18 protein-coding genes are annotated in these 25,101 nt (G+C 46.4%); 10 read left to right on the plus strand and 8 right to left on the minus strand.

The genetic code is table 11. The features are described from left to right. Window positions 1–58 precede the first annotated feature (58 nt). On the minus strand, window positions 59–1,600 hold the full coding sequence (locus MHH65_RS09195; RefSeq protein ID WP_342497903.1) for a family 10 glycosylhydrolase: 1,542 nt from the start codon (window positions 1,598–1,600) through the stop codon (window positions 59–61). Between the two features lie 24 nt (window positions 1,601–1,624). Further along, a complete protein-coding gene (locus MHH65_RS09200) occupies window positions 1,625–2,431 on the minus strand; it encodes a tyrosine-protein phosphatase (RefSeq protein WP_025093168.1) in 807 nt (268 codons plus the stop codon). 150 nt (window positions 2,432–2,581) lie between these two features. Between MHH65_RS09200 and MHH65_RS09205 the strand changes: the two genes are divergently transcribed. Further along, entirely contained in the window at window positions 2,582–3,346 is a 765-nt protein-coding gene (locus MHH65_RS09205) for a DeoR/GlpR family DNA-binding transcription regulator (RefSeq protein ID WP_024425690.1), read from the plus strand. A gap of 17 nt (window positions 3,347–3,363) precedes the next feature. Here MHH65_RS09205 and MHH65_RS09210 read toward each other — a convergent pair whose 3' ends face one another. After that, on the minus strand, window positions 3,364–3,942 hold the full coding sequence (locus tag MHH65_RS09210) for a branched-chain amino acid aminotransferase (RefSeq protein WP_135033244.1): 579 nt from the start codon (window positions 3,940–3,942) through the stop codon (window positions 3,364–3,366). Between the two features lie 125 nt (window positions 3,943–4,067). On the opposite strand from MHH65_RS09210, the gene MHH65_RS09215 reads away from it, so the two are divergent. The 6 genes from MHH65_RS09215 (at window position 4,068) to MHH65_RS09240 (ending at window position 11,794) form a co-directional block, all read left to right on the plus strand. Continuing rightward, on the plus strand, window positions 4,068–5,201 hold the full coding sequence (locus MHH65_RS09215) for a sugar diacid recognition domain-containing protein (RefSeq protein WP_326355675.1): 1,134 nt from the start codon (window positions 4,068–4,070) through the stop codon (window positions 5,199–5,201). A 78-nt stretch (window positions 5,202–5,279) separates the two neighbouring features. Further along, window positions 5,280–6,689: a glycolate oxidase subunit GlcD gene (gene glcD / locus MHH65_RS09220; RefSeq protein ID WP_268414599.1), complete on the plus strand. Its 1,410-nt coding sequence runs from the start codon at window positions 5,280–5,282 to the stop codon at window positions 6,687–6,689. Then, entirely contained in the window at window positions 6,686–8,026 is a 1,341-nt protein-coding gene (locus MHH65_RS09225; RefSeq protein ID WP_098677245.1) for a (Fe-S)-binding protein, read from the plus strand. The genes glcD and MHH65_RS09225 overlap by 4 nt, the downstream gene beginning before the upstream one ends. A 73-nt stretch (window positions 8,027–8,099) precedes the next feature. Next, on the plus strand, window positions 8,100–9,584 hold the full coding sequence (locus MHH65_RS09230) for a spore germination protein (RefSeq protein ID WP_098677260.1): 1,485 nt from the start codon (window positions 8,100–8,102) through the stop codon (window positions 9,582–9,584). Window positions 9,585–9,596: 12 nt separating this feature from the next. Then, a complete protein-coding gene (locus tag MHH65_RS09235) occupies window positions 9,597–10,697 on the plus strand; it encodes a GerAB/ArcD/ProY family transporter (RefSeq protein ID WP_041117651.1) in 1,101 nt (366 codons plus the stop codon). After that, the gene (locus tag MHH65_RS09240; RefSeq protein ID WP_046311370.1) at window positions 10,694–11,794 is read left to right on the plus strand and encodes a Ger(x)C family spore germination protein; all 1,101 of its coding nucleotides are present in this window, start codon (window positions 10,694–10,696) and stop codon (window positions 11,792–11,794) included. Before MHH65_RS09235 ends, MHH65_RS09240 begins: the two co-directional genes overlap by 4 nt. Window positions 11,795–11,800: 6 nt before the next feature. Here MHH65_RS09240 and MHH65_RS09245 read toward each other — a convergent pair whose 3' ends face one another. Both MHH65_RS09245 and MHH65_RS09250 read right to left on the minus strand, forming a co-directional pair. After that, window positions 11,801–12,364, minus strand: coding sequence for a hypothetical protein (locus MHH65_RS09245; protein WP_255290974.1), 564 nt, complete (start codon window positions 12,362–12,364; stop codon window positions 11,801–11,803). Between the two features lie 501 nt (window positions 12,365–12,865). Then, window positions 12,866–13,096, minus strand: a complete 231-nt coding sequence (locus tag MHH65_RS09250; RefSeq protein ID WP_034284049.1) for an excisionase family DNA-binding protein — start codon at window positions 13,094–13,096, stop codon at window positions 12,866–12,868. Between the two features lie 322 nt (window positions 13,097–13,418). Here MHH65_RS09250 and MHH65_RS09255 point away from each other — a divergent pair, with 322 nt between their 5' ends. Next, window positions 13,419–14,021 (plus strand): DedA family protein, encoded by a 603-nt coding sequence (locus tag MHH65_RS09255; protein ID WP_034284052.1) that lies wholly within the window; start codon window positions 13,419–13,421, stop codon window positions 14,019–14,021. A gap of 38 nt (window positions 14,022–14,059) precedes the next feature. On the opposite strand, the gene MHH65_RS09260 is transcribed toward MHH65_RS09255, so the two are convergent. After that, entirely contained in the window at window positions 14,060–14,881 is an 822-nt protein-coding gene (locus MHH65_RS09260) for a uroporphyrinogen-III synthase (protein WP_098677244.1), read from the minus strand. A gap of 142 nt (window positions 14,882–15,023) precedes the next feature. Between MHH65_RS09260 and MHH65_RS09265 the strand changes: the two genes are divergently transcribed. Beyond that, window positions 15,024–15,644 carry a GPR1/FUN34/YaaH family transporter gene (locus tag MHH65_RS09265; protein ID WP_024425703.1) on the plus strand — a complete coding sequence of 207 codons (621 nt, stop codon included), beginning with the start codon at window positions 15,024–15,026 and terminating at the stop codon, window positions 15,642–15,644. A gap of 38 nt (window positions 15,645–15,682) precedes the next feature. On the opposite strand, the gene MHH65_RS09270 is transcribed toward MHH65_RS09265, so the two are convergent. Further along, complete coding sequence (locus MHH65_RS09270; protein ID WP_034284055.1) at window positions 15,683–16,702, minus strand: LLM class flavin-dependent oxidoreductase; 1,020 nt, start codon at window positions 16,700–16,702, stop codon at window positions 15,683–15,685. Between the two features lie 173 nt (window positions 16,703–16,875). Between MHH65_RS09270 and MHH65_RS09275 the strand changes: the two genes are divergently transcribed. Then, window positions 16,876–24,513: a hypothetical protein gene (locus MHH65_RS09275; protein WP_342497904.1), complete on the plus strand. Its 7,638-nt coding sequence runs from the start codon at window positions 16,876–16,878 to the stop codon at window positions 24,511–24,513. Window positions 24,514–24,534: 21 nt separating this feature from the next. Here MHH65_RS09275 and MHH65_RS09280 read toward each other — a convergent pair whose 3' ends face one another. Next, entirely contained in the window at window positions 24,535–25,095 is a 561-nt protein-coding gene (locus MHH65_RS09280) for a CatB-related O-acetyltransferase (RefSeq protein WP_098677729.1), read from the minus strand. Window positions 25,096–25,101: the final 6 nt, after the last annotated feature.

The following is a 25,101-nucleotide window of genomic DNA, read 5'->3' on the forward strand; positions in this document are numbered from 1 at the left end:
AAACAAGAATAATAGAAAAAAAGCATGAACGAAGAAAATCTCACTCATGCTTTTTCTGTTATTTCACTATTTTTGTAGAAGGCTTGCTTTCGTGATGAAGACGATTCAGAGCCGTAATCTTGTAAGTATCCATTTTCTTTTGATTGACTGGGAGGTCTTTAATCGTTGTTATGGCGCCTTTTTCTTTTCTAACCGTTTGCAGCAATTCATATGTTCCTTTATTTGTTAATCGATAGACCGCATAATAGGATACGGTAGAATGCGGATCATTTTTGATTTGTAAAGCCGCACCATCCGATGTCTTTTTCACAGATTGAATGATTGGTTTTTTAGGTGCTTTCTGATGAAGCCAAGGCATTTCTGGAATGAGAGCTGGTTTGCTGTATGACTCTTCTATCAATCGATCCTTTACATTCAAAGGGTTGCGATTGAGATCCTTCAGGCTGAAATGCATGCTTCCCTGCACAAGCTGTGACTGCCTGTTCAGCTCAATCTGCCTAAAATATTCTTCCGGGTCAGACCAAGCAGGGTCACTGTTTTGATTAATTTTATATGCCGCCTGCCCAATGTACAGGTGAACCGGCTCCCCTTTCACCTCATTTGACCACCATTTCGTCAGCACATCATAAGCGGCAGCTTGAAAGCCGATGCTCCAGTAAATTTGCGGAGTAACATAATCAATATCGTGCTGCTGAATCCACTCTCTTTTATCAGCATACAAATCATCGTAGTTGGTCATTCCTGCAGTGGTGTTTGAACCAGTCGGGTCATCTTTTATGTTGCGCCATACCCCGAATGGACTAATACCAAATTTCACATACGGTTTTTCTTTCTTAATGGTGTCATTGATTTGCTTTACCAGCTGATTCACATTATCTCTTCGCCAATCTTCTATATGAGTAAATGCTTTTTTTCCATATGTTTCATACGTTTCTTGATCTGGAAATGGTACACCGGCTATTTTATATGGATAAAAATAATCATCCATATGTACTGCATCAATATCGTAGTTTTTCACAACTTCTTCTATACCGCCGATAATGAAGTCCTGAGTTTCAGGAATACCAGGATTGTAATAAAGCTGATTACCATACGCAATCGTCCAATCAGGATGTTGTCTTGCAGGGTGATCGGCAGACAAACGGCTGAGATCAGTATGATTCATTGTGATTCGGTAAGGGTTAAACCAAGCGTGAAATTCAAGGCCGCGTTTATGAGCTTCTTCGATCATAAACTCAAGCGGATCGTACCCCGGATCTTTCCCTTGTGTTCCAGTCAAATATTCTGACCACGGCCCGTATGCTGAAGGATAAAAGGCATCTGCTGTTGGTTTAATTTGCATAATGACGGCATTCATATTCATCGCTTTGATTTCGTCTAACAAACGAATAAACTCTTGCTTCTGCTCTGCTACAGGCAGCCCCTTCTTTGAGGGCCAATCTAAGTTATAAACAGATGCAATCCATACCGCGCGCATCTCTCTTGTGCTCTCAAGCTTCCCTTTTGGCACTGCACGAGCTGCTAGACTGCTAGAAGGAATCAATAAAAATACAAACATCAACATCAGTGTTAAAACTGTCATACTGATCTTTTTCAGCATGTTTTGCATCACCTCATCTTAAGTTTATTCCGCTTTTTGTGATGGAATGCCAGCAGATGGTGTAAGCAGAATGTTTTTCATTTCATTGAGCTGAGCTTCAGGGACTTTGCAGGCTTCAATTAAATACCGCTCTGCACTCCCGTATGTCTCCAGCATTTCGTGCAGCACATCTTCAAGATAATCTTGCTGCACACCGACAAGCGGCTGAATTTGTTCTTTTGACACCCGGTATAAACTCATCAATCGGACAAATCGTTCCTGCCTTCTGACGAGCATTTGCACGCCTTCATTGGAACGCATGTATTCACTTAAAACGACAGCCTGCGGTACACCTGCCACCAACTGAATCAGGGCAGATAAAAAACCTGTACGGTCCTTGCCACTCGTGCAGTGAAGCATCAGCGGGTAATGGCTTTGATCTGAAAGCAGTGTGAACAGCTGCCGAATCTCTTCTTTACGCTCTGTCAGCATGCTTTGATATAACTCTTTCATGATCGGTGTAAATGAGAGAGACTTCCCTTCTGTTACCAGCATACGAAACATGGTCCATTTACTTGGCATCTTACTGTCAGGCTGCATCGGAATATGGACGATTTTGTCGTGTTCCTTGATCTTTGGCGGATGTGATTTACGTTCTGAGGCTGTACGGAGGTCACAAACGGTTTGAATTCCGAGTGCTGAGAATATCTCGATGTCTTGTTTCGACAAACGGGATAAGTCTGCGGATCGATAAATCATTCCCTGTTTGATCACCATCCCATCTGTTGTTTGAAGCCCACCTACTTCTCTAAAATTCGCAAGCTTTGAAAATGGGTTGTTTGATTGATTCATAGAAGTGAAAGTTCCTTTCTGGTTTCTTTCTTTTTTCTATCATACGCTTTTATATCAAAGGAGAAAAGAGAATCAATTGACCTAATCCATGTAAGAGAATTTATTGGTATAATGGAAAAAGGACATTCGGATTGATTGGAGATATGAAGTATGATAAAAACAAAACGGATTCAGCAAATCAAAGAGTATGTGTTTGACCGGGAATCTGCCTCACTTGATGAGCTTGTGGCGCATTTTGGTGTCTCAAAAAACACGATACGCCGAGATGTACAGGCATTGGTCGAGTCCGGCGTACTCAAAAAAGTGTATGGCGGAGTGGCTGTGAACCACTCAACGTTAGTGGTGTACCAGGAGCGAAAGATCCGTCAGCTCAGTAAAAAGCAATTGATCGGTCAGACGGCTGCCACTTTTGTGGAAAACGGGGATATGATTTTTATTGATTCTGGTACGACAACGCTTGAGATGCTCCCCTATTTGACGGAGAAACAGGTGACCATTGTGACCAATAATGTGGATTTCATTACACAGGCAATGCCTTATGAAAATCTCACCATCTTTTCCACTGGCGGGATGCTTGAAAGAAAAACGAATTCTTTCGTTGGTTATCAAAGTGTTGAGCGCTTAAAAGCTTACAATGTCAATAAAGCCTTTATCGCATCAACTGGTTTATCCATTGATCACGGCGTCACGAATTCGTCTCCGCTTGAAACCGATATTAAAAAGACGCTAGTTCAAAAAAGTGCCAAAACCTTTTTATTAGTGGATGATAGCAAATTCGATCACTACGCCTTGACCACGTTTTGTGATTTGCACGAGATTGATATCGTCGTGACCAATCAGGAGCCAAATGAAGATTATCTTCAATATGGAAAAGAGCATGATGTACGGTTTGTCACACCTTCATCAAATGAATAGATGGACAAAAAAACGGCTCAGGAATTTGAGCCGTTTTTTGATTCATTGATTTCAAGCTGTATGATCATACGGAATAAAAATCGATACACGGCCGAGATGACGTCAATGAAAGCCGTATCTTCGTGGATATCCTCAAGCTCAAGAAGCTGCAAATTCACATCAAATAAGCCATCTTGTCCATTAAATTGAAGCTGAGCACCATTTAATGGCGATAGCATGTCCTTTAGAATATTCGTGTCTTTTTTAGGACGTTTTAAACCGAATAGGACGGTATACGTTTGAAACACTTCATCCCATTCAATGGCCAAGCCATCCACTTTCACGACATCAAACCACTTGGATTCGATATAAATGAATTCTTTTTGATGTTTTTTCACATATGTAAGCGGTGTGTTTAGAAATGAGGCGTTTTCTGTTTGAATCATGTTCTCTGATTCCTTGTCTACACGCTCTATATATACATCGCCAAAACGGGCTTCTTCTTTTATTCTCGCCCCTTCTAATGTCCAATTGCGGCGCGCCGCTTCATCATATTCAAAGTCGGTCAGCGCCTGTCCTTCTTTCAGTAAGTCTTGTAAGCGATTTTGCAGTGACATGGCTATGTCTCCTTTCTTCTCCTTCATGTGTGTTTATTATTTTAGCATAACTCATGAAAAGAAAGATATGTCCCAGCATATGATGGTATGATAGTGTCAAAAGAAACATCTCGGAGGGGTACGTTTTGCTCACAATGACACTGGCAGAAAAAATCGTAGATGAGGTTAAAAAGGTGCTGACTGAGGAAATCATCATCGCACAAACAAACGGCACCATCATTGCAGCAACAGATCCAGCGCGCGTTGGACAATTTCATGAAGGAGCGTATCTGACATCTTTTGAAGGACAGAAACGAATTCTCACAAAGGATGACCAGCAGCACATGAAAGGCGTCAAAGCTGGCATCAATCTGCCTATTTATTTTAAGCAAGAGGTCATCGGGGTCATTGGAATGACAGGAGATCCTGTACATGTGTCTCCTTTTGGCGAAATATTAAGAAAAATGACCGAGCTGCTTATTCATGAACATGAATTTTTTCAAGAAACTGAAACGGATGAACGTCAGCTCGAAGCGTTTGTATTCGACTGGCTTCATCTGCCAGAGACAGCGATTGATCTCACTCAAAAAGCGTCGCGGCTTCAGCTTGATATCAACAAGAAGCGCGCGGTTGTTCTGATCGATTGTCAGGATGAATCGTTTATGAAGCAAAATCAATACAAAGAATTGAAGGAAACGCTGCATCTCAACAGCCAGGAGATCATCGTCCGCTGGGGGCATGGCCGCTTTTTACTCATGCTGCAAACAACAGCAGATGATCGTAAAGCCCTGCAGCAGCGCCTGTTTCACATCCATGCCTCCCTTACGGCGCGGAGCTCGCCCGGGGTTTTGATTGGAGCGGGAAAACCAGCAGCTGCTCATTTGATGAAGCAATCGTTTCAACAAGCCTTTCGAGCATTAAAAATGGCACATGCTGATACACCGATTGTATTTGATGAAGATTTAACGCTTGAACTTTTTATGGAGGAAGTGAGTCAGGAAACAAAAGAAGTGTTTCTTGATCGAACAATCGCCCCTCTTCTCCCCTATCCTGAATTAGTGAAAACATTGCGGGTGCTTATGACATCAGATTGCTCATTGAAATATACAGCAGAAGCGATGCATGTCCATATCAATACACTGCATTACAGGCTAAAACGCATCCAAGATTTAACGACACTTGATCCAAAGCGTATGCAAGATGCAATGCTCTTTTATTTAGCTTTCATGTTATTAGATCATGATCCAAAAAAACGAAGCGAACAGCCCGATATTTTGTAGAATCGTCCATAGGCATGAGGCGATTCTTTTTTTATACTGAAAGAAACGATACGTCTTATCAATAGGAGTTGAATGCGTATGTTACATTCTGAATTTTTAAATCAATTAAAAAAGATTGTCGGTGCGTCTTTCATGCAGGACAGTAAAGCCGATCGGCTTGCCTACTCTTATGATGCAACACCAAATTTTCAGCATATGCCAGATGTCATCGTAAGCCCGCACGCGGCTGAGGAAATCCAGCAAATTGTCCGGCTCTGCTCCTCATATAACATTCCGATCGTGCCAAGAGGATCAGGAACGAACCTTTGTGCAGGCACATGTCCCACTCAAGGCGGACTTGTGATGCTGTTTACAAGAATGAACCAATTAATAGAAATAGATGAAGAAAACCTGACAGCAACGGTGCAGCCTGGTTTGATCACACAGGAACTCATTCGCCAAGTAGAGGCGAAAGGCCTCTTCTATCCACCTGATCCAAGCTCTATGAAAATCTCTACATTAGGCGGAAATATTAATGAAAATTCAGGTGGTCTCCGGGGATTAAAGTATGGAGTGACAAGAGATTATGTACTTGGACTTGAAGTCGTTCTGCCAAACAGTGATATCATCAAAACAGGCGGCAAGCTTGCAAAAGACGTGGCTGGGTATGATATGACCCGTTTGTTCGTAGGTTCAGAAGGAACGCTCGGGATTGTCACTGAAGCCACGCTGAAGCTTTTGCCGCTTCCAGAAACAAAACAAACGATGCTTTGCTTATATGAAAGTTTAGAGGAAGCCGCCGCTTCAGTGTCGGCGATTATTGCAGAGCGTATCATCCCCGCCACATTAGAATTTATGGATCAGCCGACTTTGGAAGTCGTTGAAGACTTTGCAAAAATCGGTTTGCCGACTGACGTTCAAGCGGTGCTGTTAATCGAACAAGACGGCCATCCTGAGGCGGTTGCCCGTGATATGCAGCGCATCGCAAAAGTGTGCCAGCAGCACGGTGCAAAAGAAGTGAATATCGCACATTCTGAAGAAGAGGCCAATGCCCTTTTAACAGCGAGACGATCTGCTTTATCAGCTCTCGCCCGGTTAAGCCCGACGACCATTTTAGAAGATGCCACAGTCCCCCGGTCTGAAATTGCCAGCATGGTGCGGGCGATCGAAGACATTGCGAGAGAGTACGATGTGAAAATCTGTACATTTGGTCATGCAGGTGATGGCAATTTGCATCCTACTTGTGCAGCAGATGCAAGAAATGAAGAAGAAATGAAACGGGTGGAAGAAGCCTTTCAGGCCATTTTTGAAAAAGCAGTCTCACTTGGCGGCACCATTACGGGTGAACATGGCGTGGGTCTTATGAAAGCCCCTTACTTAGAACTAAAGGTTAAAAAAGAAGGCATTGCGGCAATGAAAGCGATCAAACAAGCGCTTGACCCGGAAAATATCATGAACCCTGATAAAGTGTTTGGAAAAGCCGCAAGAAAGCGGGTGGTGGTCTCATGAGTTCTAAACAAACAGAGATTCAGCAAGCATTTCAGCAGCAAATGGACGAAAAAGAGCTGCTCAATTGCATGCGCTGCGGATTCTGCCTTCCTTCCTGCCCGACTTATATTGAATCTGGTCAGCAAGAAACACACTCTCCCCGCGGCCGAATTGCTTTAATGAAGGCGGTGAGAGACGGCGTCATTGAGCCAGATGAAGATGTCGAGCATTCGCTGAATCTTTGTCTTGGCTGCCGTGCATGTGAACCGGTCTGCCCTTCCGGCGTTAAATATGGACGGTTACTTGAAGATGCAAGAGACATCATTCAGCAGCACAAAAAACAATCCATCCCTGTCAAACTTGTAAGACGTGTAGTGTTTAAAGGTCTCTTTCCTTCACAGAGCCGAATGCGGAAAGCGGCAGGACTTCTTCGATTTTATCAAACATCTGGTCTGCAAACGGCAGCCCGCAAAACTGGCATGCTGAAGGTGCTTCCACCGCACTTACGCCTGATGGAACAGGCGCTTCCAAAGGTGCCGCGTCAACAGAAAAGCCGTTTGACGGAATACAAAGCCGCCGGCCCAGCGAGAAAACGGGTCGCCTTTTTTACTGGCTGTTTAATGGACACGGTTTTTTCCAGTACAAACGAAGCAACCATCCAGCTTTTGCAGCTGGCAGGCTGTGACGTCTTCGTTCCTCCTATTCAGACGTGCTGCGGAGCGCTCCATGGCCATAGCGGTGAAAAAGAACAAGCGAAACAGTTAGCAAAGCGGAATATTGAAGCTTTTGAAGAGATAGATGCGGATGCCATTGTCATGAATGCGGGCGGTTGTGGCGCTTTTTTAAGTGATTACGATCATTTGCTTTGCGATGATCCGGATTTTCAAAAGCGAAGTGAAGACTTCTCAAAGAAAATCACGGATATATCAGACATTTTAGTGGAGCTGGAATTTCACCGCCGCATGCCGCTTGCTTTGCCAGAGCAAGTCATCACTTACCAAGATTCTTGTCATTTGCGGAACGGAATGGGTGTACAGCATGCGCCACGGGTGCTGATGAAGGCCATTCAGGGTGTATCATCTAAAGAAATGAAGGATGCGGGCCGGTGCTGCGGTTCAGCTGGCATTTACAACATCTTGCAGCCAAAGATGTCAATGCAAATTTTAGATCATAAAATGACAGAAGCCAGCCAAACAAAGGCGGCTGCCATCGTTACATCTAATCCAGGCTGTCAGCTACAAATGGCAGCAGGCATCAAACGCTCAGGGCACTCGCCGAGCATGCGCGCGGTCCATTTAGCTGATTTATTATTAGAAGCCGTTCTATATGGAAAAAAAGCGTCCAGCCCATCAAGCTGAACGCTTTTTTTCATGCATATCTTTAGACAATTGGTTAGATAATAGAGGCAAATCGCCGAAGGAGCTGGTTCAAATGCTGAAGAAAAACAAACAACACAAGGACTCAAATTCAGTATTTGAAGCATTATCACGTTCTGCTGATTTTACAAATGAGCTGTCTCGAAATGGAGATTTCCTGTATAGGATTTCCTTTTTTCGTTCGTTAATTAATGGACATCTTCTACATGAACAAATCCTCCCCTCCCTCAAACAACTGCACCTGACACCCACTCTTGAAGAGCTGAAAGAACGAATTCCCATTGAGCAGGCTGTCATCACGAGCGATCTTCAAAAAGTGGAAGAAGCCCTTCACCGGGGCAGCATTGCCATTAGACTTGAGACAGACTGGGGCAAAACGCTTCTTTTGCCGATTGAAGAAAAGAAAGGCAGACAAGTAGGTCCGCCTGAGATTGAATTTGGCATTATCAGTGCTCAGGAAGCATTTGTGGAGGTTTTAGATACCAATTTAAATTTGGTCAGGCGGCGGCTGCCGACGCCTAACCTGAAAGTTGAGGAAAAGACGGTTGGTACGCTGTCTCAAACAAAAGTAGCCGTGTTATATATTGAAGAAATCGCCAACCCGGAAAACATCGAAACGGTTCTTCAGCGAATTGAGGACGTTAATTATGATCAGATTTCAGATGCGAATTACCTTGCTCAAATGCTTTATGATGTGTCCAATACGATCTTTCCGTTGTTTTTGAATACAGAAAGACCCGACCGCGTGTCTTCAGGCTTATCAGAAGGGAAAATTGCCATATTAGTGGATGGTTCGCCTCATGTCTTGCTTGCCCCGACTATTTTACTTGAGTATTTTTCCACTATGGAAGACTATAATATGTCATGGATTGCGGCTTCTTGCTTTAGGCTGTTACGCATATTTGCTGTGATATTTTCCATTTTTGCGACACCTTTATATGTAGCCGTTTTAACCTTTCATTATGAGCTGATCCCAAAGGATTTATTAGAAACCATTGTGTCCTCGCGCTATCTTGTGCCATTTCCTCCGATCATTGAGGCACTATTTTTAGAGATTTCGATTGAATTACTAAGAGAGGCTGGATCCAGGCTTCCGACAAAGGTAGGACAAACACTCGGGATTGTTGGCGGGATCGTCATTGGACAGGCGGCGGTGGCAGCGGGCTTAACAAGTAATATCCTGCTGATTATTGTGGCATTGTCTGCTCTAGCTTCCTTTGTCACCCCGATCTATAAAATGGGAAATGCCATCCGGCTTTTGAGGTTCCCTTTTCTATTTGCAGCACAGGTTTGGGGAGCCTTAGGAATTTCACTGATGGGCGCTTTTCTGATCACCCATTTGATGAAATTAACCACTATTGGGCAGCCATACCTTGAACCCATTTATCCACCTCGTCTAGCTGATTTAAAGAGCAGTTTGATTCGCCCTCAGCTTCGCTTTTTGAATAAAAGGCCGGATAATTTACGCGGACAAAATAGAACCATTCACCAGCCAAAGCCTAAGCAAGGCCGGAAGGGGAAAAATGATTTTTATGAATAAGGAAGTGAAGGCATGAGCTCTTCTTCTGTCAAAGAGAAATTTCAAATATCCCCTTTTTTTGTGTTTTTTCTCATTAATGCCAATCAAGTAGGTGTCGGCATTTTAAACTTTCAAACGAACCTTGTCCGTTCCATGAATAATGACGGATGGATCGCCATTCTAATTTCTGGCATCAGTGTCAATGTGATGATCTTTCTGATTTACTTGATGTTTAAAAAGGCTCCTTCGGATGAATTTGTTCATATTACAAAATTCGTATTTGGTAAATGGATTGGGCAATTATTCAATATTCTCTACATCTTATACTTTTCATGTTTGTCGCTTACTGTCCTCGTCCATTATATGGATGTAATCCATGTGTGGCTGTTTAAAGAAATTCCGGGTTTTTTGTTTGCTGCTGTACTGCTTGTGCTAGTGTATTACATTCATACCGGCGGCTTTAGAACCATTGCAGGATGGGCGTTTTTTAGCATTATACTCACATATTGGATGACGTTTATTTGCTTTTACGTCATGAAATATAGTCACATTCGCTTTATGTTTCCAATGTTTGATCATACATTCTCGCAGCTGGTAATGGGTCTCAAAGATGCCTCCTTACCCATGTTTGGTTTTGGAACGCTGCTTGTCTATTATCCCTTTATTAAAAAAGCACAAACGTCACAAAAATTTGCCCACATGGGAGCATTATTCACGACATGCTTAAATTTACTTGTCTTTCTCGTATCCATTGCGTATTATTCGAGTGCTCAGCTTAAATTAACAAAATGGCCAACATTGACGTTAACAAGCATTGTGAAACTTCCCTTCATTCAGCGCTTTGAATTTATTGAAGTGTCTCTTTGGCTGCTTCTTATTATTCCAAATATCGCGATTCCATTATGGGCTGCGAGCCGAATGGCGAAACAAGTATTTCATACAAGCCAGCGCGTCAATTTAATCGGTCTCAGCATTCTCATTCTGATCATGTTTTCGTTTTTTGCCGGTGCAACTTCTTTTGAAACCTTTAATCAATGGGTGGAATATAGCGGATTCATTCTGATCTATGGATTGATTGTCTGTATGGTCATTGGACTGATGCTGAAAAAAAGGTGGGTGAAAAAACGAACATGAAACAGTATGTACTCATAGGTCTTATGTTGTTTAGTCTTTTGTTAACTAGCTGTGCACAGCCCCGGCTATTAGATGAATTAAATATCTCTCAGGCGGCAGGATTTGATTTAATGGAAGATGGCGAAATGAAGGGCTTTTTTGTCTTTCCCGTCTTTAAAAGTGAAGAGCAAGGCAGCTATCAAATATTAAGTGCAAAGTCAAACACGATTAGTAATATCCAATTTCTCGTGTCAGAAAAATCGCCTTTTCCGGTGGTTATGGGCCAGGTGCTCGTTATTTTAGTCAGTGAAAAGTTAGCAAAAGAAGTCGGCATGATCGATTTAATGAATTACATTTATCGTGATCCTATTATTGGTTCACGCCAAGTGTTTGCGATTGTTGGCGGAGAAGTCGAAGAATTATTATACACAAAAATGAATCAAACGAACTTAAATATAGGTGTATATCTCTCTGATCTGTTAGCGCAAAATATGCGAAATGGCAATGAGCCAGTCACAAATCAGCATATTTTTATGAATCAGATGATGGCAAAAGGGGTCGATGCTTATCTCCCTTACATTGAAAGAACAAGCAATGCCATCAAGGTCTCGGGCGTTGCTCTATTTGATCAAGAAAAAATGGTGGGTCATATTCCAGGAGAAGACACGTTCACATTTAAAGCGATGATTGAAAATCATAAAAATGGCATCTATGAGTTTCAATTGCAAGATCGAGCGAAGACTCATGTTGTCATTGAAAATATCAAATCACATGTGTCTTACCAGATCAAACCGACGAAAAACCTAACAAAAAAGCCTCATATCACGATAGATATCAAACTAAAAGGCGAATTAAAAGAATTCATGAAGTCCAAAAAAATCGATAAACCGAATATATTGGACCAAGTCGAAAAAGAAGTTGAAAAACGTATCACTCAGCAAGGAGAAGATCTTGTACAGTCCTTTAAAAAGCAAAACATAGACCCGCTTGGACTGGGCCTTAGATATAGATCAAAAGACAAGGCAATGACACCAGAAAAATGGCAAGACATTTATCCTGATGCGGATGTAAAAGTGAAATGCCGCATGAAAATTGTTCAAACGGGAGTCAGCCAATAAAAGGGCTTATTCAAATATGTCTTGTTTGTTCTCCAAGATTTTGGACACTTTCATTTTCACTCGTGGAACCTGATCTTTTTGATTAACATCATGTAAAATCTTCTCTACTTCATTTTTATCAGTTTTAAGGATTTTAGGTGAAAATTGTTCCACAAGAGCCGGTCCATTCCCTTTTGCACAGTTTGCCATTGTATCTAGTGCAATGAAGCAGAAAGGTCTTCCTTTGTTTAGCCAAGATTTCATTCTTTCCCAGGTTGGACAGCTGACGGCTGCCAGCCTTCCCCACTGATCGTGAAAATGGGTGCAATTTGACTCCATCCAATCCAATATTTTGTGAGAACGGAAACGGTGCAGGCAAATAAAAGCCTCTAACGGCAATTCTTTTTCACTGATCGATTTCATTTTTTTCAATATATGGTGTAATCCCTCATCTTCTGGCAAACAGCTGGCTGCTGCCCACAAAAGCGGATAAAGGAATTCTTCGTCCGCCTGATCCAAAAGTTCTCTTACCCATTCAGCGGCAACTGTACCTAGAACATCAGCTGCGATTTCTAACATTCGTGATTTCACTTCGGCATGCTCCGTTTCATAAAACCTACTATGAACAGAATCCAAGATTTTTTGCCGGTCGTGCTGTTTCAGCGCATCGATGACATCATCCTCAAGAAACCATCTAGTAATTGAAAAGTCTATTAAAGACGCCAAATCATGCCTAACGACGTGTAATGTTGGTGCTTTCTCACTTTTGGTGACGATGACGTCCTTCTCTGATTGGAAAGCCTGTCCGTCCTCTCCATAAAAATCATCGTGCAGTAAAAATTGGTTAGGAGAATGGAGAACGGAGAACGGCTAAGTGATAAGGCTGTTTCGGTTCATCAGACGCTTCTACAACATTCATTTCGTTTTTTTGACAGGCTTCACATAAAGTAGTTGTCCCCACCATTTTCACTTCCTTTTACTGCTAATGATTGTCATTCGAGAAAGAGCGGAAACCATTTGAGCATAAGTTAATATAAAGATTATTCTTTCTACATTGATCCATGTTGAATCAATTGAAAAAATGACAATATTCTAATCTTCATCCTTTACATCGGGGTCTTCCGGAATCGGTTCATTTAAGATCTCTTGGACGAGCTCTTTATATTGTTCGAGCTGCTTTAAATGCGTTTGAAACTGCCCTTGATAAATAAGATAAGATTCCCCGTCAAATACGTAACGGATCTTTTTTTGCTGGATTAATTTTTTAATATACGCTTCTGATACTTCCAAGTATTCAGCTGTTTCTGCAATTGTTAAATACATGTTTGTGCACCACCCGTTCGTTTCATCTAGCAAATTATATCATGTTCTGCTGAAAAAACGGATGCAGCCTATTCTTTTATGGTGACTATTTTTCACATAGCAAGTAGATCGTCTAAATGCCGGCAAATATGGTATGATAAAATCTGCTAGACGAGAGCTTTTTAACATAGACTTGATGAAAAAGCCAGGTTCAGTGGTGTCTGTATGAGCCGCAAGCCATGCTGGCATATATAGAAAGCATACTCATGAGAAAAGCAAAACAAGCATAGGCTCTTATAAGGATGCTTGAAGAAAAATCGTATTTAAAGGCAGAGTGAAATGAATGGGAACCTTTTTTAATGAAATTTTAACCTGGCTGACAAGCCTTGGTTATGTAGGTGTAGCACTAGGGCTGATGATTGAAATCATTCCGAGTGAAATTGTACTTGCCTATGGCGGATATATGGTGTCAACAGGCACAATTGGTTTTGTAGGAGCTGTGATTGCCGGCGTCATCGGTGGTACGCTCGCCCAGTGTTTTATTTACTGGATCGGTCTGTACGGCGGAAGACCTTTTTTAACAAAGTATGGAAAGTATTTGTTCATCCATGAACATCATATCGCGACTGCAGAGCGCTGGTTTGACCGGTATGGAACCGGTGTAGTCTTTACCGCCCGCTTTATCCCTGTTGTCCGTCATGCCATCTCGATTCCAGCGGGTATTGCCAAGATGCCTTTTTTGAAATTCGTTTTCTTAACAGGATTAGCTGCCATCCCTTGGTCTATCTTATTTATCTATCTTGGCATGCAGCTTGGGACAAAATGGGATCATATTCAAAGTGTTGCTCATGCTTATACAACCCCTATTATGGTCATTGCCATTGTCCTGATTGTTCTCTACTTTGTACTCAAAAAAATTCGGACGAATCGAAAACGGACAATCTAACCAAAACGCCTTTCACTGATCTGGTGAAAGGCGTTTTTTTATGAGTGTGCTGATTGTTTTTCCATATATCGGGATAGCTCTATTATCATTGCACCCATTCTCTCAAGTGACGGGGCAAGAATTCGGTCTATTCCCTCTTCTTTTAAAGCTTCAGCAGTGACTTTCCCGACGGCTACTGCAAGCACGTGCTGCTCGAATAATGCTTGCAATTCTTCTTTTCTTCCCCATTCTGCAGCTAGTTTGAAAAAGGCGTGAACTTGGACAGCGGTTGTAAAACAAACGGCATGAACTTGTCCATCTTTCATTTCTTTCAGCAGCGTTTCAGCTGCCTCTGGTTCAGGAGGTGTGTGCTGATATGGTAAAAGCGGCAAAACATCTGCCTCTTTTTCATGTAAAAACTGAATGAGAGCTGGTGCATTTTCACCATGAAGCTGCACCATCACACGTTTGCCTTGAAATTCCTTGTCTTCAAGCTTTGAAATCAAGTCACGAACTGTACCGTCTTCATCAGAGACCTCAGGCTGAATTCCGCGTTTTTTCAAAGCAGCAAAGGTTTTGTACCCTCTTGAAGCAATATGGGCATTTGATAGAATGTTCATAAATTCTTTACCAAGCTGCAGCTCTTGTGCACTCTCAATCAATGTATCTGTACCGATGCCTGTTGTCAAGATCACCCAGTCGGCCCCTTGTTTCACAAAGGTTTCTATGCCTGGCTTTAATTCCTCTTTGGCTAAAAATACGGTTCCTTGAAGAGAACGAATAACGGCTTGTCCCCCTTGCTTTTCGACAAGTGTACGCATTTCTTCTGTTTTTCTCGTTCCACAAATGGCAATCGTTTTTCCAGATAAGCCCTTCCTCATTTTATCCCTCTTTTTCTATCACATTTGATATGTATTAAATATAGATTTATTTGGAAGACGATGCAAGTGTCTACTAAAAAAGAGCTTGACGTTTCTATCGAATTCGAGTATCTTTTGTAAGTGCAAATTGTAGGAGGTCATTATGGAAAAACAGAATGTTCAAGCAATTCGATTATCAATTGCAGACCCAACACCACTTGGTTTGTTTGGTTTAGCAATGGTGACGCTCGTTGCGTCCTCACAAAAACTAGGAATCACAGATGGCACTTCCCTTATTTTACCTTGGGCTATCTTCCTTGGAGGAATCGCGCAGCTGATCGCGTCCATACAAGATTCAAAGCATCATAATATTTTTGGAGCCACTGCTTTTGGCGCATTCGGTCTTTTCTGGATGGGCGTTGGAACAACTTGGCTCATTCAAGCCGGCGTTTTTGGGAAAACGCTTGCGGGAGCAGCAGATCCAAAACAGTTAGGTTTTGCGTTTATTGGTTATTTGATTTTCAGCTTGTTTATGACGATTGGTGCAATGGAAACACATAAAGTATTATTTTTGATTTTCGTCTTTATTGATTTCTTATTCATTGGTCTTTCCCTTAGCACTTTTGGTGTGATGTACGATGTGACTCATACCATGGCTGGTATTGCAGAATTGATTATTTCCCTGCTTTCATTTTATGGTTCTGCAGCTGTTGTCCTTAATACACATTTTGGCCGTATTGTTCTGCCAATCGGACAACCATTTCGCATTTTTACAAAAGCTTAAATAAAAAAGAACTGCTCTGTGCAGTTCTTTTTTTATGTTTATTTTTCTTGTGCCTCTTGAAAGATCTCTCCGATGATTTCATACGAACGCATTCTTTCTTGATGATCGAACATATCAGAATTAATCATCACTTCATCTGCTTGTGTAGCTTCAATAAAGGCTTCTAATTCTATTTTTACTTTTTCTTTATCCCCAATGATAGTCGAGCTTAATTGTTCATCCACCATCGCCTTTTCATATGGACTCCAAAGACCGTCCATGCTGTCGACAGGCGCCTTCAGTTTTCCTGGTGTGTTGCGAATGAGACTTAAAAACCGCTGATAATGAGAGGTTGCCAAGTATTCAGCCCGTTCTGTTTCATCTGCAGCAAAAACCGTCACACCGACCATGGCATAAGGCTCTTTTAATACATCAGAAGGTCTAAATGACTGTCTGTACAACTCTAACGCAGGAATTGTATTTTTAGGTGAGAAATGTGCTGCAAAGGCAAATGGTAATCCAAGTTCTCCTGCAAGTCTGGCGCTAAAACCACTTGAACCAAGGAGCCAAATCGGAATGTCCAGACCTTCTCCTGGAACAGCTCTTACATGTTTTTTAACCTGACCGGTCGGCTTGAAATATTGACGAAGTTCTTCAAGCTGCTCTGGGAAATCTTCTCCGTTATGAAGATTACGTCTAAGCGCTCTTGCTGTTAACTGATCCGTCCCTGGTGCTCTGCCAAGACCTAAATCAATTCTCCCTGGATACAATGTCTCAAGTGTGCCAAATTGTTCGGCAATGACAAGTGAAGAGTGGTTTGGCAGCATAATCCCGCCAGATCCTACTCGGATTTTTTCGGTTCCTCCCGCAATATATCCAATTAAAACAGACGTTGCAGAGCTCGCTACCCCTTCCATGTTATGGTGTTCTGCCAGCCAGTATCTATGATAGCCCCACTTCTCCGCCTTCTTTGCTAAATCCATACTACGATCAAAAGATTCTTTAATGGTACCTCCTTCTGTCACTGAGGATAAATTTAAAACGGAATAGGCTTTGCCTTGTAAAACTGATTGACTCATAAATGATGTCCCCATTTCTGTCAAAAATCATACTATTTTATACTTTCAACACCATAACACAAATCCATGAAAGATTTAAATGATTTGATTCGATGATTTTCGAAATGATGATTTCCTAGGTTTTACTTCCAATTTGAAAATTTGCACATAGAATGAAATATCAATTCTAGGAGATGGGCAATTTGTACAATCAATTCGAACACAAATGTCCCTTTTGCGGTAAATACCATGAACAGCCTCATTACAAAAGATCACGTCATGACCGTCCTCGAAAAAGAGACTGTCCATTCATTAAACAAGAATATCCAACACAAAAGATATCTCAAGGGAATCAACCTTGCCAGATTGCAAAAGGAATAAAACAATCAAAACCAAATCAAAGAGCTGGACCAAGAGGCCCGGCAGGCCCAGCAGGTCCCCCTGGACCAACCGGACCTACTGGACCTGCTGGCGGGTTAACCGGCGCTCTTCCTTTTGATCCCTCACAATCACAAGATTACGATGCAGGGCAAGTGGTCACGTTTAATGGCAGTACTTACATTGCCAATGTTGACGCTCCATCAGGAATACCTGGACTCTCCCCCGACTATACCCTTTTGGCTGCTTCTGGAGAAACTGGGCCTACGGGGCCTACTGGGATCGGATTAATTGGTGTTGAAGCCTATGACCCTGTTATGGCAACAACATATTCAGTAGGGCAAGTGGTCACTTATGGTGGTGGTACGTATATAGTGGATTCTGCACCACCTTCAGGTACGCCAGATACGTCGTCAGATTACACACTTTTAGCAGCACCAGGTGAAACTGGGCCTGCAGGCGCTACGGGGATCACCGGTTCAACTGGACCTACTGGTGCCACCGGGATCACCGGTTCAACTGGACCTACTGGCGCTACGGGGATCACTGGAGATACTGGGCCTACGGGTGCGACAGGTATTACTGGATCAACTGGCTCTACCGGCGCTACGGGGATCACTGGATCAACTGGACCTACCGGGGCCACTGGTATCACTGGTTCAACTGGACCTACTGGTGTGACGGGGATCACTGGAGCTACCGGTCCTACGGGTGTCACGGGGATTACTGGACCAACAGGTCCTACTGGTGTGACGGGGATCACTGGAGCTACCGGTCCTACTGGCGCTACGGGTATTACTGGAGCTACTGGGCCTACGGGGGCAACGGGTATCACTGGAGCTACCGGTCCTACCGGGGCCACGGGTATTACTGGAGCTACTGGGCCTACGGGGGCAACGGGTATCACTGGAGCTACCGGTCCTACTGGTGCCACCGGTATTACCGGATCTACCGGTCCTACTGGTGTCACTGGTATTACTGGACCAACAGGTCCTACTGGTGTGACGGGGATCACTGGACCTACCGGACCTACCGGTGCCACGGGCATCACTGGATCTACCGGTCCTACTGGTGCCACGGGGATTACTGGATCTACCGGTCCTATTGGTGCCACCGGTATTACCGGATCTACCGGTCCTACTGGTGTGACGGGGATCACTGGACCAACAGGTCCTACTGGTGTGACGGGGATCACTGGATCAACTGGACCTACTGGTGCCACCGGTATTACCGGATCTACCGGTCCTACTGGTGCCACGGGGATTACTGGATCTACCGGTCCTATTGGTGCCACCGGTATTACCGGATCTACCGGTCCTACTGGTGTGACGGGGATCACTGGACCAACAGGTCCTACTGGTGTGACGGGGATCACTGGATCAACTGGACCTACTGGTGCCACCGGTATTACCGGATCTACCGGTCCTACTGGTGCCACGGGGATTACTGGATCTACCGGTCCTATTGGTGCCACCGGTATTACCGGATCTACCGGTCCTACTGGTGTGACGGGGATCACTGGACCAACAGGTCCTACTGGTGTGACGGGGATCACTGGAGCTACCGGACCTACTGGTGCGACAGGTATTACTGGATCAACTGGCTCTACCGGCGCGACGGGGATCACTGGATCAACTGGACCTACTGGTGCGACAGGTATTACTGGATCAACTGGCTCTACCGGTGCCACGGGCATCACTGGCTCAACTGGACCTACTGGTGCCACGGGGATTACTGGAGCTACTGGTCCTACTGGCGCCACGGGCATCACTGGTTCAACTGGACCTACTGGCGCCACGGGCATCACTGGTTCAACTGGTCCTACTGGCGCCACGGGCATCACTGGTTCAACTGGACCTACTGGCGCCACGGGCATCACTGGTTCAACTGGACCTACTGGTGCCACGGGGATCACCGGTTCAACTGGACCTACCGGTGCCACGGGGATCACCGGTTCAACCGGACCTACTGGTGCGACGGGTATTACTGGAGCTACTGGTCCTACGGGTGCGACAGGGATTACCGGAACTACTGGCTCTACCGGTGCCACGGGCATCACTGGATCAACTGGACCTACTGGTGCCACCGGTTCAACCGGATCTACCGGTCCTACTGGTGTCACTGGTATTACTGGACCAACAGGTCCTACTGGTGCCACGGGGATTACTGGAGTTACTGGTGATACAGGGGCCACGGGCATCACTGGATCAACTGGACCTACTGGTGCCACCGGTTCAACCGGATCTACCGGTCCTACTGGTGCCACGGGGATTACTGGAGCTACTGGTCCTACTGGCGCCACGGGCATCACTGGTTCAACTGGACCTACTGGCGCCACGGGCATCACTGGTTCAACTGGTCCTACTGGCGCCACGGGCATCACTGGTTCAACTGGACCTACTGGCGCCACGGGCATCACTGGTTCAACTGGACCTACTGGTGCCACGGGGATCACCGGTTCAACTGGACCTACCGGTGCCACGGGGATCACCGGTTCAACCGGATCTACCGGTCCTACTGGTGTCACTGGTATTACTGGACCAACAGGTCCTACTGGTGCCACGGGGATTACTGGAGTTACTGGTGATACAGGGGCCACGGGCATCACTGGATCAACTGGACCTACTGGTGCCACCGGTTCAACCGGATCTACCGGTCCTACTGGTGTCACTGGTATTACTGGACCAACAGGTCCTACTGGTGCGACAGGTATTACTGGATCAACTGGCTCTACCGGTGCCACGGGCATCACTGGCTCAACTGGACCTACTGGTGCCACGGGGATTACTGGAGCTACCGGTCCTACTGGCGCCACGGGGATTACCGGATCTACCGGTCCTACTGGTGCCACCGGTTCAACCGGATCTACCGGTCCTACTGGTGTCACTGGTATTACTGGACCAACAGGTCCTACGGGTGCGACGGGTATTACTGGAGCTACTGGTCCTACTGGCGCCACGGGGATCACCGGTTCAACCGGACCTACTGGTGCGACGGGTATTACTGGAGCTACGGGTCCTACGGGTGCGACAGGGATTACCGGAACTACTGGTGATACAGGGGCCACGGGCATCACTGGTTCAACTGGACCTACTGGTGCCACCGGTTCAACCGGATCTACCGGTCCTACTGGTGTCACTGGTATTACTGGACCAACAGGTCCTACTGGTGCCACGGGGATTACTGGAGTTACTGGTGATACAGGGGCCACGGGCATCACTGGATCAACTGGACCTACTGGTGCCACCGGTTCAACCGGATCTACCGGTCCTACTGGTGTCACTGGTATTACTGGACCAACAGGTCCTACGGGTGCGACGGGTATTACTGGAGCTACTGGTCCTACTGGCGCCACGGGCATCACTGGTTCAACTGGACCTACTGGTGCCACGGGGATCACCGGTTCAACTGGACCTACCGGTCCTACTGGTGTCACTGGTATTACTGGACCAACAGGTCCTACGGGTGCGACGGGTATTACTGGAGCTACTGGTCCTACTGGCGCCACGGGCATCACTGGTTCAACTGGACCTACTGGTGCCACGGGGATCACCGGTTCAACTGGACCTACCGGTGCCACGGGGATCACCGGTTCAACCGGACCTACTGGTGCGACGGGTATTACTGGAGCTACGGGTCCTACGGGTGCGACGGGTATTACTGGAGCTACTGGTCCTACGGGTGCGACAGGGATTACCGGAACTACTGGTGATACAGGGGCCACGGGCATCACTGGTTCAACTGGACCTACTGGTGCCACCGGTTCAACCGGAGCTACCGGTCCTACTGGTGTCACTGGTATTACTGGACCAACAGGTCCTACTGGTGTGACGGGGATCACTGGAGCTACGGGTCCTACTGGTGCGACAGGGGTTACCGGAGCTACTGGTGATACAGGGGCGACGGGTATCACTGGATCAACTGGACCTACTGGTGCCACCGGTTCAACCGGATCTACCGGTCCTACTGGTGTCACTGGTATTACTGGACCAACAGGTCCTACGGGTGCGACGGGTATTACTGGAGCTACTGGTCCTACTGGCGCCACGGGCATCACTGGTTCAACTGGACCTACTGGTGCCACGGGGATCACCGGTTCAACTGGACCTACCGGTCCTACTGGTGTCACTGGTATTACTGGACCAACAGGTCCTACGGGTGCGACGGGTATTACTGGAGCTACTGGTCCTACTGGCGCCACGGGCATCACTGGTTCAACTGGACCTACTGGTGCCACGGGGATCACCGGTTCAACTGGACCTACCGGTGCCACGGGGATCACCGGTTCAACCGGAACTACTGGTGCGACGGGTATTACTGGAGCTACGGGTCCTACGGGTGCGACGGGTATTACTGGAGCTACGGGTCCTACGGGTGCGACAGGGATTACCGGAACTACTGGTGATACAGGGGCCACGGGCATCACTGGTTCAACTGGACCTACTGGTGCCACCGGTTCAACCGGAGCTACCGGTCCTACTGGTGTCACTGGTATTACTGGACCAACAGGTCCTACTGGTGCCACGGGGATTACTGGAGTTACTGGTGATACAGGGGCCACGGGCATCACTGGATCAACTGGACCTACTGGTGCCACCGGTATTACCGGATCTACCGGTCCTACTGGCGCCACGGGGATTACTGGAGCTACCGGTCCTACTGGCGCCACGGGGATTACCGGATCTACCGGTCCTACTGGTGCCACCGGTTCAACCGGATCTACCGGTCCTACTGGTGTCACTGGTATTACTGGACCAACAGGTCCTACTGGTGTGACGGGGATCACTGGAGCTACGGGTCCTACTGGTGCGACAGGGGTTACCGGAGCTACTGGTGATACAGGGGCGACGGGTATCACTGGATCAACTGGACCTACTGGTGCCACCGGTTCAACCGGATCTACCGGTCCTACTGGTGTCACTGGTATTACTGGACCAACAGGTCCTACGGGTGCGACGGGTATTACTGGAGCTACTGGTCCTACTGGCGCCACGGGCATCACTGGTTCAACTGGACCTACTGGTGCCACGGGGATCACCGGTTCAACTGGACCTACCGGTGCCACGGGGATCACCGGTTCAACCGGACCTACTGGTGCGACGGGTATTACTGGAGCTACGGGTCCTACGGGTGCGACAGGGATTACCGGAACTACTGGTGATACAGGGGCCACGGGCATCACTGGTTCAACTGGACCTACTGGTGCCACCGGTTCAACCGGATCTACCGGTCCTACTGGTGTCACTGGTATTACTGGACCAACAGGTCCTACTGGTGCCACGGGGATTACTGGAGTTACTGGTGATACAGGGGCCACGGGCATCACTGGATCAACTGGACCTACTGGTGCCACCGGTATTACCGGATCTACCGGTCCTACTGGCGCCACGGGGATTACTGGAGCTACCGGTCCTACTGGCGCCACGGGGATTACCGGATCTACCGGTCCTACTGGTGCCACCGGTTCAACCGGATCTACCGGTCCTACTGGTGTCACTGGTATTACTGGACCAACAGGTCCTACTGGTGTGACGGGGATCACTGGAGCTACGGGTCCTACTGGTGCGACAGGGGTTACCGGAGCTACTGGTGATACAGGGGCGACGGGTATCACTGGATCAACTGGACCTACTGGTGCCACCGGTTCAACCGGATCTACCGGTCCTACTGGTGTCACTGGTATTACTGGACCAACAGGTCCTACGGGTGCGACGGGTATTACTGGAGCTACTGGTCCTACTGGCGCCACGGGCATCACTGGTTCAACTGGACCTACTGGTGCCACGGGGATCACCGGTTCAACTGGACCTACCGGTGCCACGGGGATCACCGGTTCAACCGGACCTACTGGTGCGACGGGTATTACTGGAGCTACGGGTCCTACGGGTGCGACAGGGATTACCGGAACTACTGGTGATACAGGGGCCACGGGCATCACTGGTTCAACTGGACCTACTGGTGCCACCGGTTCAACCGGAGCTACCGGTCCTACTGGTGTCACTGGTATTACTGGACCAACAGGTCCTACTGGTGCCACGGGGATTACTGGAGTTACTGGTGATACAGGGGCCACGGGCATCACTGGATCAACTGGACCTACTGGTGCCACCGGTATTACCGGATCTACCGGTCCTACTGGGGCCACGGGGATTACTGGAGCTACTGGTCCTACTGGCGCCACGGGCATCACTGGATCAACTGGACCTACTGGTGCCACCGGTATTACCGGATCTACCGGTCCTACTGGTGCCACGGGGATTACTGGAGCTACCGGTCCTACTGGCGCCACGGGGATTACCGGATCTACCGGTCCTACTGGTGCCACCGGTATTACAGGATCTACCGGTCCTACTGGTGTCACTGGTATTACTGGACCAACAGGTCCTACTGGTGTGACGGGGATCACTGGAGCTACCGGTCCTACTGGTGCGACAGGGGTTACCGGAGCTACGGGTCCTACTGGTGTAACGGGTATCACTGGAGCTACGGGTCCTACTGGTGCCACGGGGATTACTGGAGCTACCGGTCCTACTGGTGTGACGGGGATCACTGGAGCTACCGGTCCTACTGGTGCCACGGGCATCACTGGATCAACTGGACCTACGGGTGCGACAGGGATTACCGGAGCTACTGGTGATACAGGGGCCACGGGCATCACTGGACCAACAGGTCCTACTGGTGTGACGGGGATCACTGGAGCTACCGGTCCTACTGGTGCCACGGGGATTACTGGAGCTACTGGCTCTACCGGCGCAACGGGGATCACTGGTTCAACTGGACCTACTGGTGCGACAGGTATTACTGGATCAACTGGCTCTACCGGTGCCACGGGGATTACTGGAGCTACTGGACCTACTGGCGCCACGGGCATCACTGGTTCAACTGGACCTACTGGTGCTACGGGGATCACCGGTTTAACTGGACCTACCGGGACCACGGGGATCACTGGAGCTACCGGACCTACCGGGGCCACGGGTATTACTGGACCAACAGGTCCTACTGGCGTGACAGGTGTCACTGGGGCTACTGGAACAGGTGGTTTTACAGATACAGCACTTTATGCTGCTAATAGTTCTGGCCCTACCATCGTTACTGTAGCAGGAGGAACGAATATTCCTTTGCCAAACTTTCAAAACATTACTGGTTTTACAGCAAACGGCACAAGTACTGTTTTTACCGTTCTGCAAACTGGTAAATATTATATTACGTATCAAATCAACACCACTACAGCTCTTTTGATTAATACACGTTTGCTTTTAAATGGAACAACTACTATTTCTGGTTCTGTTCAATCACCTGTTATCTCAACTTCATTAATCAACAACACTGTTATTGTTAATTTAACAGCTGGTAATACCATCTCACTGCAGTTTTTTGGGGCGGTTGTCACAGCTATTTTAGTTGGCGGAGGTGGTGCTGCTGGAGCAGCCTTGACCATCATACGTCTTAGCTAAACTAAAAAAAGAAAGGCTTTTTCAGTCTTTCTTTTTTATGTCTTCTATTACATTTATACACTGTTCAATATCATACGATTGCAAAAGATGAAAAATAGATTGGATGATTGAAAACTCTAAATTCCACCATTCTAATAACTGCAGTTTTTCGATTATTTCAGATGAAAATCGATATTTCATGAGCTGCTGGGGATTTCCTGCGGCAATTGCATATGGCGGCACATCTTTTGTGATCACACTATTTGCCCCGATCACGGCCCCGTTTCCTATACATACTCCTGACATAATCGTTGCACCATATCCAATCCATACGTCATGTCCAATATGAACATCCCCCTTCGATTTGGGATGTCCTTTAATATGGGCAGCTTCTTTAAAAATTTGATTAAACGGATACGTTGTGACCCAATCAGTACGGTGTTCCCCGCCTAGAAAAATTTTCACCTCGTTTGCAATGGAACAAAACTTCCCAATATGTAATGTCGTTCCTTCCCCCCAAGTCAACACTTGGAAATCTGGCCCGGCATAAGAAAAGTCACCGATATTGTACGAGCTCAGTTCACTTCTTTGATTCAAATACATAGAAGA

Source organism: Bacillus sp. FSL L8-0654 (genome assembly GCF_038629965.1).
Classification (GTDB): domain Bacteria; phylum Bacillota; class Bacilli; order Bacillales; family Bacillaceae; genus Bacillus; species Bacillus safensis.

What these genes read in the sequence shown, in the direction of transcription:
- MHH65_RS09195 (WP_342497903.1), bottom strand. Translation starts at nt 1,600, where the DNA reads ATGCTGAAAAAGATCAGTATGACAGTTTTAACACTGATGTTGATGTTT.
- MHH65_RS09200 (WP_025093168.1), bottom strand. Translation starts at nt 2,431, where the DNA reads ATGAATCAATCAAACAACCCATTTTCAAAGCTTGCGAATTTTAGAGAA.
- MHH65_RS09205 (WP_024425690.1), top strand. Translation starts at nt 2,582, where the DNA reads ATGATAAAAACAAAACGGATTCAGCAAATCAAAGAGTATGTGTTTGAC.
- MHH65_RS09210 (WP_135033244.1), bottom strand. Translation starts at nt 3,942, where the DNA reads ATGTCACTGCAAAATCGCTTACAAGACTTACTGAAAGAAGGACAGGCG.
- glcD (WP_268414599.1), top strand. Translation starts at nt 5,280, where the DNA reads ATGTTACATTCTGAATTTTTAAATCAATTAAAAAAGATTGTCGGTGCG.
- MHH65_RS09225 (WP_098677245.1), top strand. Translation starts at nt 6,686, where the DNA reads ATGAGTTCTAAACAAACAGAGATTCAGCAAGCATTTCAGCAGCAAATG.
- MHH65_RS09230 (WP_098677260.1), top strand. Translation starts at nt 8,100, where the DNA reads ATGCTGAAGAAAAACAAACAACACAAGGACTCAAATTCAGTATTTGAA.
- MHH65_RS09235 (WP_041117651.1), top strand. Translation starts at nt 9,597, where the DNA reads ATGAGCTCTTCTTCTGTCAAAGAGAAATTTCAAATATCCCCTTTTTTT.
- MHH65_RS09240 (WP_046311370.1), top strand. Translation starts at nt 10,694, where the DNA reads ATGAAACAGTATGTACTCATAGGTCTTATGTTGTTTAGTCTTTTGTTA.
- MHH65_RS09250 (WP_034284049.1), bottom strand. Translation starts at nt 13,096, where the DNA reads ATGTATTTAACAATTGCAGAAACAGCTGAATACTTGGAAGTATCAGAA.
- MHH65_RS09255 (WP_034284052.1), top strand. Translation starts at nt 13,419, where the DNA reads ATGGGAACCTTTTTTAATGAAATTTTAACCTGGCTGACAAGCCTTGGT.
- MHH65_RS09260 (WP_098677244.1), bottom strand. Translation starts at nt 14,881, where the DNA reads ATGAGGAAGGGCTTATCTGGAAAAACGATTGCCATTTGTGGAACGAGA.
- MHH65_RS09265 (WP_024425703.1), top strand. Translation starts at nt 15,024, where the DNA reads ATGGAAAAACAGAATGTTCAAGCAATTCGATTATCAATTGCAGACCCA.
- MHH65_RS09270 (WP_034284055.1), bottom strand. Translation starts at nt 16,702, where the DNA reads ATGAGTCAATCAGTTTTACAAGGCAAAGCCTATTCCGTTTTAAATTTA.
- MHH65_RS09275 (WP_342497904.1), top strand. Translation starts at nt 16,876, where the DNA reads ATGGGCAATTTGTACAATCAATTCGAACACAAATGTCCCTTTTGCGGT.
- MHH65_RS09280 (WP_098677729.1), bottom strand. Translation starts at nt 25,095, where the DNA reads ATGTATTTGAATCAAAGAAGTGAACTGAGCTCGTACAATATCGGTGAC.